Source organism: Actinomadura harenae (assembly GCF_003696215.1).
Lineage (GTDB): Bacteria > Actinomycetota > Actinomycetes > Streptosporangiales > Streptosporangiaceae > Spirillospora > Spirillospora harenae.
In genome coordinates this window covers 106,347-117,577 of sequence record NZ_RFFG01000018.1, presented here as the reverse complement: position 1 = coordinate 117,577, position 11,231 = coordinate 106,347, and the positions used below count along the sequence as shown (strand labels likewise).

At 73.0% G+C, this 11,231-nt stretch carries 8 protein-coding genes and 1 tRNA gene; 4 read left to right on the top strand and 5 right to left on the bottom strand.

The genetic code is table 11. From position 1 onward, the window contains the following. Window positions 1-255: 255 nt before the first annotated feature. Entirely contained in the window at window positions 256-918 is a 663-nt protein-coding gene (locus EBO15_RS13050; protein ID WP_158628212.1) for a DUF4232 domain-containing protein, read from the bottom strand. 205 nt (window positions 919-1,123) lie between these two features. Here EBO15_RS13050 and EBO15_RS13045 point away from each other — a divergent pair, with 205 nt between their 5' ends. The 3 genes from EBO15_RS13045 to EBO15_RS13035 all read left to right on the top strand — a co-directional run bounded on the left by EBO15_RS13045 (window position 1,124) and on the right by EBO15_RS13035 (window position 4,437). Further along, entirely contained in the window at window positions 1,124-2,554 is a 1,431-nt protein-coding gene (locus tag EBO15_RS13045; RefSeq protein WP_122194614.1) for an NAD(P)/FAD-dependent oxidoreductase, read from the top strand. Window positions 2,555-2,810: 256 nt separating this feature from the next. Then, window positions 2,811-4,058 (top strand): class I SAM-dependent methyltransferase, encoded by a 1,248-nt coding sequence (locus EBO15_RS13040; protein ID WP_122194613.1) that lies wholly within the window; start codon window positions 2,811-2,813, stop codon window positions 4,056-4,058. A 303-nt stretch (window positions 4,059-4,361) separates the two neighbouring features. Further along, window positions 4,362-4,437, top strand: a tRNA-Leu gene (locus EBO15_RS13035). A gap of 517 nt (window positions 4,438-4,954) precedes the next feature. On the opposite strand, the gene EBO15_RS13025 is transcribed toward EBO15_RS13035, so the two are convergent. From EBO15_RS13025 to EBO15_RS13010, 4 genes are all read right to left on the bottom strand, one after another. Beyond that, on the bottom strand, window positions 4,955-5,182 hold the full coding sequence (locus EBO15_RS13025) for a DUF4287 domain-containing protein (RefSeq protein WP_122194611.1): 228 nt from the start codon (window positions 5,180-5,182) through the stop codon (window positions 4,955-4,957). A gap of 219 nt (window positions 5,183-5,401) precedes the next feature. Further along, window positions 5,402-6,622 (bottom strand): acetyl-CoA C-acetyltransferase, encoded by a 1,221-nt coding sequence (locus EBO15_RS13020; protein ID WP_122194610.1) that lies wholly within the window; start codon window positions 6,620-6,622, stop codon window positions 5,402-5,404. A 307-nt stretch (window positions 6,623-6,929) separates the two neighbouring features. Further along, entirely contained in the window at window positions 6,930-8,231 is a 1,302-nt protein-coding gene (locus EBO15_RS13015) for an outer membrane protein assembly factor BamB family protein (RefSeq protein WP_233616154.1), read from the bottom strand. A 155-nt stretch (window positions 8,232-8,386) separates the two neighbouring features. Continuing rightward, the gene (locus tag EBO15_RS13010; protein ID WP_122194608.1) at window positions 8,387-9,397 is read right to left on the bottom strand and encodes an SGNH/GDSL hydrolase family protein; all 1,011 of its coding nucleotides are present in this window, start codon (window positions 9,395-9,397) and stop codon (window positions 8,387-8,389) included. Between the two features lie 185 nt (window positions 9,398-9,582). On the opposite strand from EBO15_RS13010, the gene EBO15_RS13005 reads away from it, so the two are divergent. Beyond that, window positions 9,583-10,965 carry a cystathionine beta-synthase gene (locus EBO15_RS13005; RefSeq protein WP_122194607.1) on the top strand — a complete coding sequence of 461 codons (1,383 nt, stop codon included), beginning with the start codon at window positions 9,583-9,585 and terminating at the stop codon, window positions 10,963-10,965. Window positions 10,966-11,231: the final 266 nt, after the last annotated feature.

The following is an 11,231-nucleotide window of genomic DNA, read 5'->3' as shown; positions in this document are numbered from 1 at the left end:
GGAGCGGGCGGGGCGGCGAGGGGCGGCGGGGCGGCGAGGGGCGGGGTCGGGCCGAGCCGAGCCGAGCCGGGGCGGGCGGTCGGCGGAGCAGGGGCGAGTGCGCCGAGTCAGGCGTGAGCCTGCCGCGTGAGGGATGGGGCCGGCGAGCCGGTGTGGCGGAGGGCCGCCGGGCGGACGTGGTCTCGCCCGGTGCTGTCGCGGCGTGGTGGCGGGCCGGGGTGCGGTGTGGAAGAGCCGGTCCGCCACGAGCCGGTGCTAGCTGGGCGCGGTCGGGGTGAACGGGTCGACGGTGAACTCGCCGCGGTAGCAGACGGGGCCGAGGTTCCAGGACGCGCGGACCCAGACGCGCTCGTCCGGCGGGATGACGTGGAGGGCGGTCGGCGTCGGCTCGCACTGGCCGCTCTCGCTCTCGCCGCCGCCGGGGACCACCGTCCACATCAGGCGCGTGTAGGCGTGCCCGCCCGGGTACACGGTGAAGGCCTGGGGCGTGCCCTGGCGGCGCGTGGACGTCGGGATGGCCGAGTTCTGCGGGCTGGCGAGGCCCAGGCCCGGGAAGCCGTAGACACGGCAGGCGTGTCCCGACACGTTGGTGAGGACGAGCACGGTGGAGCGGCTGCCCGCCGCGCCGTCGATCCCTTGGACCTTGGCGTTCCAGACCTGCGCCGGGCAGCGTCCGATGGGGGTACGTCCCGAGCCGCCGCCCGTACCGCCTCCGCCTCCACCGGTACCGCCACCGGTACCGCCGCTGGTTCCGTTGCTGGAGCCGCCGTCGACCTCGCTGCCCGGGGCGGACGAATTGCTGCCTCCCGCGCCGGTGGTCCGGCTGTCGCTGCCCTTACCGCTGGCGGAGAACGTGCAGCCGGTGGCCATGACGGCGACGGCGGCGGCGACGAGCGACCCCTGGACGATTCGAGACATGTACGTCTCCCCTGGACGGTGTTGGTGGTGTGGTGGGCGGGGCAGGGCCGTGGTCGAGCGGCTCGCCGAAGCGGCCGCTTGACGCCCCCGTCGGGCCCTGTCCCGCCGTTTTTGCGATGCACTTACTGAGATGCCGGACTTGCTCAAGTTGTTCGGAAGTGCGCCGCGTGGGTGAAGGGGGCGGCCCGGAGGGTACCGGAGCGTTATGGCTGTCGAGAAGGTCGCCCCGCACGCCCGGCACATCGTGATCCTCGGCGGCGGTTACGTCGGCATGTACACCGCGCTCCGGCTCCAGCGGAGGCTGCGCCGCGAGCTCCGGCACGGCGAGGTCGTGGTGACCGTCGTCGACCCGCAGTCGTACATGACCTATCAGCCCTTCCTGCCCGAGGCCGCCGCGGGCAACCTCGAGCCCCGGCATGTCGTCGCGCCGCTCCGGCGCGTCCTGAAGCGCTGCCGTGTTCTGAACGGGCATGTCGTCGGCATCTCGGCCGAGCGCCATGTCGTCCAGGTCCGCCCGGCCGGTTCCCCCGCCTCGGACGACGGCGCTGACGACGGCGCTGACGACGGCGCGCACGGCAGCGCAGGCGGCGGTGCGGGCGGCGGCGCGGACGGCGTGGTGGAGGTGCCGTTCGACCGGCTGGTGGTGGCGCTCGGCTCGATCTCGCGGACGCTGCCGATCCCCGGGCTGGCCGAGCAGGGGATCGGGTTCAAGACCGTCGAGGAGGCCATCTACCTGCGCAATCACGTGCTCCACCAGCTGGACATCGCGGTGTCGAACGACGACCCGGGGGTGCGGAGACGCGCGCTGACCTTCGTGTTCGTCGGCGGCGGGTTCGCCGGGGTGGAGGCCCTCGCGGAGCTGGAGGACATGGCCCGCGACGCGTGCCGCTGGTATCCGCCCGTCCGGCGCGAGGACATGCGCTGGATGATGGTCGAGGCCGCCGACCGGATCCTGCCCGAGGTCGGGCCCGAGATGGGCCGCTGGACGGTCGAGGCGCTGCGGCGGCGCGGCATCGAGATCAGGCTCGAGACGCTGCTGAGGTCCGCCGAGGGCGGGCGCATCGTGCTCAGCGACGGCGACGCCTTCGACGCCGGGACCCTCGTCTGGACGGCCGGGGTCAAGCCCCACCCGCTGCTCCGCGAGACCGACCTGCCTTTGGACGAGAAGGGGCGCGTGAAGGCCACCGCCGAGCTCACCGTCGAGGGCCGTCCCGGGATCTATGCCGCCGGGGACAACGCGCGCGTTCCCGACCTGAGCGGGTTCGGTGAATTCACTGCACCGAATGCACAGCACGCCGTCCGGCAGGCCCGCACGCTCGGCGACAACCTCGCCGCCGATCTGCGCGGCAGGCCGCTGAGACCGTACGAGCACGCCTATGTCGGGTCGGTCGCGGGCCTCGGCCTGCACAAGGGCGTGGCGAACGTCTACGGCGTGAAACTCCGGGGACTGGTCGCCTGGTTCATGCACCGGACATACCATCTGTCTCGGATGCCGACGATCAACCGGAAGTTCCGAGTCACCCTGGACTGGACGCTCGCCCTGTTCTTCCGCCGCGAGATCGTGTCCCTGGGCGAACTGTCCAGCCCTCGCGCGCAGTTCGAACTCGCGACCGAGCACCGGCCCGAGGACGGCTGACGATCCGGGAGGCCGCCGGAACCCCCGGCGAGGCCGAAGGCTCCGGCGGGACACCCGGACCGGGTGTCGCCGAAGGATCCGGAGGACCCGGAGGGCCCGGAGGAAGCGATGGGATCCACGGGTCCCCAGGGGCCGAAGGATCCGGCGGGAATCCCGATCTCGGGGGTTCAGTCGGGCCCGAGGGTTCGGCCGGGCCCGGGAGGTCGGGCGGAACCGGTGGGGGCCGCGGGGGCGGTGGAGGTGAAGGAGGGCGTGCGTGAGTGAGGGCGTGGCCGGACGGCTGGGGCCGCTGCTGGCGCGGATCCTGCTCGGGGAGGCGGAGGCGCCTTCGGCGGAGCTGCCGATCCGGGTGAAGGCGTGGGACGGCAGCTCGGTCGGACCCGACGGGGCTCCCGCCTTCGTCGTGAGGCATCGCCGGGCCCTGCGCAGGATGCTGTGGAAGCCGGGCGAGATCGGGCTCGTGCGCGCGTACGTCGCGGGGGAGCTCGACATCGAGGGCGACGTGTTCGACGCGCTGGAGGCCGTCCAGCAGGTGATGCGGATCGGGGACGAGCCGATCCGGCTGAGCGGCGAGGACAAGCGCGAGATCGTCCGGACGGCGGTCATGCTCGGTGCGGTCGGCACCGAGCCGCGTCCGCCCGCCGAGGAGTTCCCCACCGGGGACACGCGCGACGTCTCCGGGCCGCTGGACGCGCCCGCCGACTTCTTCACCCAGATGCTCGGCCCGTCCCTGGCGACCTTCACCGGGATGTGGGACCAGGCAGTCGACCTGGAGGACGCCCAGCGCGCCGCCCTCGAGGCCGTCGCCGAACGGATCGGGCTCTTCCCCGGCGCGCGCGTGCTGGACCTCTCCGGCGGCTGGGGCGCGTTCGCCCACCACGCCGCCGCCGAGCACGGCGCGCGCGTCGTCGCGCTCGTCCGGACCCCGGAGCAGGCCGAGCACATCCGTGAGCGCTGCGGTGACCTGCCCGTCGAGCCCCGCGTCGGCGACCTGGGCGCCGCCGGGGACGGACCGTACGACGCGATCGCCGGGCTCGCCGGAGTGGACGCGCTCGACCCGCCGTCCGCCCGCCTGTACGCGCTGCTGGCGCCCGGCGGCCGCCTGCTCCTCCAGCAGCAGACACGCCGCCCGGGGCCGCACCAGATCCGTCGCACCTTCACCACCTCCTACATGTTTCCAACGGATGGCGAGCTCAGAACGTTGGGGTCGATCGTCGGCGGACTCGAGGAGGCCGGCCTGGAGGTGCGCGGAACGGCGGCCCTCCGCGAGCACCACGCCCGGACGTTGCGCGCCTGGGCCGCGGCGCTGCGGCTGCACTGGCCGGCCGCCGTCGAGCGCGCCGGGGCCGGACGCGCCCGGGTGTGGCTCCTCTACCTCGCCGCGTCCGCGTTGGCCTGCGAGAGCGGGCGGGTCGGCGTCCACGCGATCACCGCCGTCCGCCGCGACCGCGACGGCCGCGCCGGAACCACCCTCGTCGAGGACCGCGCCGTCCTCCGCCGCTGACCCGCCCGCTCGTCCGCCCGTCCCGCCCGTCCCGCCCGTCCCGCCCGTCCCGCCCGTCCCGCCCGTTCCGCCCGTTCCGTCGGGCCGTCCCGTTGGTGGCGGCGAGGGCGGTGACGGCCGGGACGGGTGCGGTGGAGGGCTGGCTTCGGTCGTGAATCTGTCGGTTCTTCGGGTGGACGAAGGCGGTCACCGAAGGCCGAACATGCCATTTCACCCGGTGGAACGGTGGTTCTGGACGTTGAACGGGTCACGGTCGTGAATTACTTCCGCTGAATTCCACGTACCGCCGGTATGCTGACGCGCGCCCCTGTGGCCCAACGGCAGAGGCAGGCTCCCTAAAAGAGCTTTTGTGTCGGTTCGAATCCGACCAGGGGCACCAGAGAGCCCCCGGCCCCCTTGGCGGCCGGGGGTCTCCGGGACTTCGGGGTGCGCGCGCGACACCGTCCGGCGTGGCCGGACGAACGCGTGGCCTCACCCATTCCCGGCTTTCCGTCGAAAAGACAGTTCAGCCCAGGAAACGAACGAACAGCCCCTCGCCGGAAGCGGAGACCGGTGAGGGGCTGCTCGTCTGCGGGAACTCGGCGCCACTGTCGCGCTCGCGTAGCGGCGCGATCGCGGGGGCTGTCCGGTGACGGGTTCCCGCGAAGTCGTTCCGTCGTGTGACCGTCACGTCGTCCGTGTCGCTGTCACGTTGTCCGGTGTCGCACGTTCCGGCGCCGTCCAGCACGGCGTCGCGCGTCCTGGCGTCGCCCGATCCGGCGTCGTAGGCCCTGACGTCGCGCGTCCTGACGTCGTGTTGCTCTGGTGCCGCGTGCTCTGGTCCGAAGTGTCCGGTGTGCGGGTATGTCGGGTGTGCGGGTGTCGGGTGTGCGGGTGTGTCGGGTGTGGCGTTCTGGTCAGTAGTGCCGCTCGCGCCGGATCCGCTCGTGCTCGCGGACGAGGGCGGCGGCGTAGCCGTGAGAGAGTCCGTGTTCCGCGGCGAGCCACGTCGAGCGTTCGTCGCAGCGCAGGAACGAGGGACCGTTCTCGATGGTGGTGAACCACTCGGGGATGTCACGTCCTGTGACCTGCGGGATGCGTGCGATGAGCTTGGTGTGCGTCTCCGGCGAGTGGTTCAGTGACATAGGCACCTCCATGTCGCGGGGCTCTTCAGCCGACTGTGCAACACCTGCCCGGATGTGACAACCCCCTAACGCGGACCTATCCATCACGTGACGTAGATCATTCGTAAAGTGCCGGACGCGGGTGAACACGCAGGTGGCCCGGGTTCTCAGAGAAAACCCGGGCCACGCTGGTTCGACGCTGAGTGGTCAAGCGGCCGGACGGGGCGTCCGGCCCGCGGGTCAGGACAGCCGCTCGATGACCATCGCCATGCCCTGGCCGCCGCCCACGCACATCGTCTCCAGGCCGAACTGCTTGTCGTGGAACTTCAGGCTGTTCAGCAGGGTGGAGGTGATGCGCGCGCCGGTCATGCCGAACGGGTGGCCGACCGCGATCGCGCCACCGTTGACGTTCAGCTTGTCGATGTCGATGCCGAGCTGCTCGGCGGACGGCAGCACCTGCGCCGCGAACGCCTCGTTGATCTCGACCAGGTCGATGTCGCCGATGCTCATCCCGGCCCTGGCCAGGGCCCGGGTGGACGCCTCGACCGGGCCGAGGCCCATGATCTCCGGCGACAGTCCGGACACGCCGGTCGACACGATCCGGGCGAGCGGGGTGATGCCGAGCTCGGCGGCCTTGGTGTCGCTCATCACGATCACGGCGGCGGCGCCGTCGTTCAGCGGGCAGCAGTTGCCCGCGGTGACCGTGCCGTCCGGGCGGAACACCGGCTTGAGCTGGGACACCTTCTCGTAGGTGGTCCCGGCGCGCGGGCCGTCGTCGGTGCTGACGACCGTGCCGTCCGGCAGCTCGACGGGGGTGATGTCCTGCGCCCAGAAGCCGTTGCCGGCGGCCTTCTCGGCGAGGTTCTGCGAGCGGACGCCGAACTCGTCCTGGGCCTCGCGCGTCACGCCGTACGCCTGCGCGACGTTCTCGGCGGTCTGGCCCATCGCGATGTAGACGTCCGGGAGGGCGCCGTTCTCGCGCGGGTCGGTCCACACCTCGGCGCCGCCCTCGGCGCGCTTGGCGGTGCGCGCCTCGGCGTCGGTGAACAGCGGGTTCTGCGTGTCGGGCAGGCCGTCCGAGCTGCCCTTGGCGAACCGCGACACCATCTCGACGCCCGCCGAGACGATCACGTCGGCCTCGCCGGCCTTGATCGCGTGCAGCGCCATCCGGGTGGTCTGGAGCGAGGACGAGCAGTACCGGGTGATCGTCGCGCCCGGCACGTTGTCCCAGCCGAGCAGCACCGACACGACGCGGCCCATGTTGTAGCCCTGCTCGCCGCCGGGCAGGCCGCAGCCGAGCAGCAGGTCGTCGATCTGGTCCGGGCCGAGCTGCGGGACCTTGGCCATGGCCGCCTGGACCATGCGCGCGGTGAGGTCGTCGGGGCGCAGGTCCTTCAGCGACCCCTTGAAGGCCCGTCCGATGGGGGAACGCGCGGTGGCGACGATGACTGCCTCGGGCATGCCGTGACTCCCTTTCTGCGGGACCTTCCGGTCCGGTCTCGTACCGGCCGGCGGTACCTGGGTTACTCGCCGGTCACCTCCGCAATCTAGCCTCTGCGTCCGGTGGCCGTACACGCCGGGTCCGCCGCCCGTCGGTACGCGGGTCGCCGTCCTCGGTACGCGGGTCCGCCGCCCGTCGGTACGCGGGTCGCCGTCCTCGGTACGCGGGTCGCCGTCCTCGGTACGCGGGTCCGCCGCCCGGCGGTACGCGCCGGGGCGGCCGCTGGTCGCGTCGGGAGCCGTGCGCGCCGCGTCCGCCGATTCGGCGTCAGGAGCCGTACATGCCGGGGGCGGTGCCCTGGGTGTCGCGCAGGGCGTGCAGGGTGCCGGACTCGTCGCGCCAGACGCGCCACCCGTCGTTCACGCCGGTGTACCAGCTCGGCGGCGGGCCGGGGTCGGTGAGCTTCTGGCCGCTGCCCAGGTCGTAGCCGCAGAGCGGGGCGATCGGGTAGAAGCCGGGCAGTCCCGTGATCTTCAGCGTGGACGGCCGGACCGCGCAGAACGACCAGGTGCGCAGCCCGCGCGCCTGGACCGGGGTGGCGTCGTTCAGCGCGACCGCGCGCCCCGGACGGTCCGGGGTGAGGAACCCGAGCCGGCTCAGGTCCGCCGGAAGCGACAGCGACCAGGGCGAACGCGGCGCGCGATCCGCCGGGACGCTCGCGGACGTCCGGCCGGTGGACGGATCGAGCCGCTCGAACCCGGCGTCCCCGCCGTCCGCCGCGACCGAACGCGTGATCAGCGCGACCGCCGGGCTGGCGCTCGGGTAGACGCGCAGCAGCCGCGGACGCCTCCAGACCGGGACGCCGTCGGCCGTCCGCACCGAGAAGAACCCGAACGAGGTGGGGGACTGGCCGCGTCCGCCCTGGTAGGGGCCGATGTAGCCGACGAGCGTGCCGCCGGCCGACCCGAACGCCCAGCCGCCGGAGAGGTTCACGTCGCCCCCGACGGCCTGCTCGACCGGGTACCGCCACAGCGTCCTGCCGGTGCGCAGGTCGTGGGCCTCCAGCGACGGATGCCTCGCCATGCGGAAGACGACCACGCGCGACGCGTCCGCCCACTCGACCTCGGCGAGCCCGTCCATGCGCCACAGCTCCCTGCCGTTCGCGGACGGGTCGAGCGCGACGAATCGGGCGTCCCTCCCGGACGTCCGCTCGGTGAGGCACAGCATCGGGCCGCACGCCTGCGGGCCGAACGTCGAGTGGACGTCCCGCGTCCAGAGCAGGACGCCGGTCCGGGCGTCCCGCGTGACGAGGACCGCGCCCCGGCCCTCCGGTTCGACGGCCGCGACGAAGCGTCCGGACACCGCCGGAGGCTGGACGCCCTGCTCCGGCGTCCGGCCGATCATCGTCGCGGGCCTGGCCCACAGCCGCTTGCCCCTGGCCAGGTCGAACGTGTCGGTCTCCAGCGCCCCGTCGGGACGGAGCGCCGTCACCGCCGCGATGCCGTCCCGGACCTCGGCCTTGCTGACCACGTCGAGTCCCGGCGCCGACCAGCCCCGCGAGGCCGCCGCGCCGGGCGTGCCGCCCCCGGAGCACCCGGCGAGCGCGGCGCACACCGCCGTGGCCCCCACCCAACGCGCCTTCCGCATCCCGCACGAGCCCATGGCGGCTCCTCACTCCCACACCGGATCGACCGACCAGTGCGGAAAGTAGCAGTGCGAACACGTACCGGAGGCGATTTCCCGAAATCCCCACGAACCCACGCCCACCACGGCGCGAGAAGAGGTCAGGCTGGATGGGGTTCGTGGTGCGCGGCAGGAGCGGACGGCGTGCGGCGGACGCGCCGCAGGAGGGTGGCCCAGCGCCCCCGGGGCCCCCGGTCGTGCCCGCCGACGCGGGCGCCGCTGACCTCGGTGCCCGGTGTCTCGGCGGCCTCGGCGGCGGCCAGGTAGACGGGCAGGACGCCTTCGCCGCGCCGCGCGTCCGGCAGCGACTCGTCGTCCGGTTCGAGGGCCAGGGCGGCGGCCATCGACGGCAGCATGGCCATCGCCGCGGCCGCGTAGCCGCGCGCGGACGGGTGGTACCGGTCCTCGCTGAACATCCCGGCCGGGTCGGCGGCGAACTCGCGTCCGAGCAGGTCACCGAGGGAGACCGACCGTCCGCCCCGCTCCACGACGGCGATCGTCTGGGCGGCGGCGAGCTGGCGGCTGGCGCGCCGCGCGAACCACTTCAGCGGCTGCATCAGCGGCTTGACCGAGCCGAGGTCCGGGCAGGTGCCGACCACGACCTCGCTGCCCCCCGCACGCAGCCGGTCGACCGCCTGCGCCAGGTACCGGACGGCGTCGGCGGACCGCACCCGCGAGGTCACGTCGTTCGCGCCGACCATGATCACGGCGATCTGCGGGGCGGCGGCCAGTGCCCGTTCGACCTGGTCCTCCAGGGCCTCCGAGCGCGCGCCGGACCGGGCGACGTTGACCATCAGGACGGGCGTCCCGGAGATCGAGGACAGGCCGTCCGCCAGCAGCGCGGCCGGGGTCTCGCCGGGGGAGTGGACGCCGAGCCCGGCGGCCGTCGAGTCGCCCAGCATCGCGAACGACAGGGGCTCGCCCGGCAGCCCGCCCCCGAACACGCCGTCCGCGCGGGGAGGGTCGCCGCTCGGCGTCGCGCCGATCATCCGGCGCGCGAGCCGGGCCTCGGCCGCCACCAGGCCGACCGTGATCCCGCCCAGCACGGTGATCCCGCCACCGCCGTAGGCCGCCGCAGCGGCGACGCGGCGGGCGGTGAACGCTCTCGGCATCGTCGTCACCCTCCGTCAGAGCAGGGCACTCGCCCCCGTAAGGTGGAGATGCCCGGCCACGTCGTTCTGAGCTACGGTCGGGAACCGGAATCTCTCCGAAACCGTATTCCCTCCTCTCCGGTAAACACTGCCGTGCTGGGATGTCATCCAGGTTTCGCTTCGTTGATCACGACAAGGATGTCGCGATGCAGGTGCATGACTCGCTCGTCGAGCTGATGGGCAACACGCCGCTCGTCCGGCTGCGCAACGTGACCCGTGGCGTCACCGCGCCGGACGGGCCGCAGGTGCTCGCCAAGGTCGAGTACTTCAACCCCGGCGGCTCGGTGAAGGACCGCATCGCGGTCCGGATGATCGACGCCGCGGAGGAGTCGGGACAGCTGAGGCCCGGCGGGACGATCGTGGAGCCGACCTCCGGGAACACCGGCGTCGGCCTCGCCATCGTCGCGCAGGAGCGCGGCTACCGCTGCGTCTTCGTGTGCCCGGACAAGGTCGCCAAGGACAAGATCGACGTCCTGCGCGCCTACGGCGCCGAGGTCGTGGTCTGCCCGACGGCCGTCTCGCCCGAGCACCCGGACTCCTACTACTCGGTGTCGGACCGCCTCGCCGCCGAGATCGAGGGGGCCTGGAAGCCGAACCAGTACACCAACCCGAACAACCCGCGGTCGCACTACGAGACGACCGGCCCGGAGATCTGGGCGCAGACCGAGGGGCGGATCACGCACTTCGTCGCGGGCATCGGCACCGGCGGGACGATCAGCGGCACCGGCCGCTACCTCAAGGAGATCTCCGGCGGGCGCGTCCAGATCGTCGGCGCCGACCCGGAGGGCTCGGTCTACTCCGGCGGGACGGGTCGTCCGTACCTCACCGAGGGCGTCGGCGAGGACATCTGGCCGGAGACCTACGACCGCGAGGTCTGCGACCGGGTCATCGCCGTGTCCGACAAGGACTCCTTCACCATGACCCGCCGCCTCGCCCGCGAGGACGCGCTGCTGGTCGGCGGCTCCTGCGGGATGGCGGTCGTCGCCGCCCTGCGCGTCGCCGAGGAGGCCCCGGACGACGCGGTCATCGTCGTCCTGCTCCCGGACGGCGGCCGCGGCTACCTCTCCAAGATCTTCAACGACGACTGGATGAGCAACTACGGCTTCCTGGCGACCCCGACCGAGGAGGCCACGGTCGGCGAGGTCCTGACCCGCAAGGGCGGCGCCCTCCCCGAGTTCGTGCACACCCACCCGCACGAGTCCGTCCAGACCGCCGTCGCGATCATGCGCGAGTACGAGGTGTCGCAGCTCCCCGTCATGAAGGAGGAGCCGCCGGTCATGGCCGCCGAGGTCATCGGCTCGGTCAGCGAGTCCGACCTGCTCGACCTGCTGATCCGCGACCGCGGTCGCCTCTCCGAGCCGGTCGAGTCGCACATGGCCGCGCCGCTGCCGACGATCGGCTCGGGCGAGCCGGTCACCAAGGCCGTCCCGATCCTGGAGAAGTCCGGCGCCGCCGTCGTCCTCGTGGACGGCAAGCCCAAGGGCCTCATCACCCGCCAGGACCTCATCGCCTTCCTGGCCGCCCACTGATCCGAGCCCCGGCCGCGCAGCCCTCCGCTGACGCTCCGGGCCGCACAGCGTGAAGACGGCCCTCCCCGCAAGGGGAGGGCCGTCCGCGTTTTCCCCGCACCCACCTCGCGAGGGGGCCGTCCGGCCTCCCGCACCCAGATCACGCAGACGCCGTAGCGGGAGGCGCGTGCGCTCTGCCCCCGGATAGCGGAGGCAGCGGCCCCGGACACGACAAGGCCCGGACACGACAAGGCCCCGGACACGACAAGGCCCCGGAAACCGTGGGG

Bases quoted from the DNA above. Each gene is read 5' to 3' on its own strand.
- EBO15_RS13005 (WP_122194607.1), top strand. From the start codon at position 9,583: ATGCAGGTGCATGACTCGCTCGTCGAGCTGATGGGCAACACGCCGCTC.
- EBO15_RS13025 (WP_122194611.1), bottom strand. From the start codon at position 5,182: ATGTCACTGAACCACTCGCCGGAGACGCACACCAAGCTCATCGCACGC.
- EBO15_RS13010 (WP_122194608.1), bottom strand. From the start codon at position 9,397: ATGCCGAGAGCGTTCACCGCCCGCCGCGTCGCCGCTGCGGCGGCCTAC.
- EBO15_RS13045 (WP_122194614.1), top strand. From the start codon at position 1,124: ATGGCTGTCGAGAAGGTCGCCCCGCACGCCCGGCACATCGTGATCCTC.
- EBO15_RS13050 (WP_158628212.1), bottom strand. From the start codon at position 918: ATGTCTCGAATCGTCCAGGGGTCGCTCGTCGCCGCCGCCGTCGCCGTC.
- EBO15_RS13020 (WP_122194610.1), bottom strand. From the start codon at position 6,622: ATGCCCGAGGCAGTCATCGTCGCCACCGCGCGTTCCCCCATCGGACGG.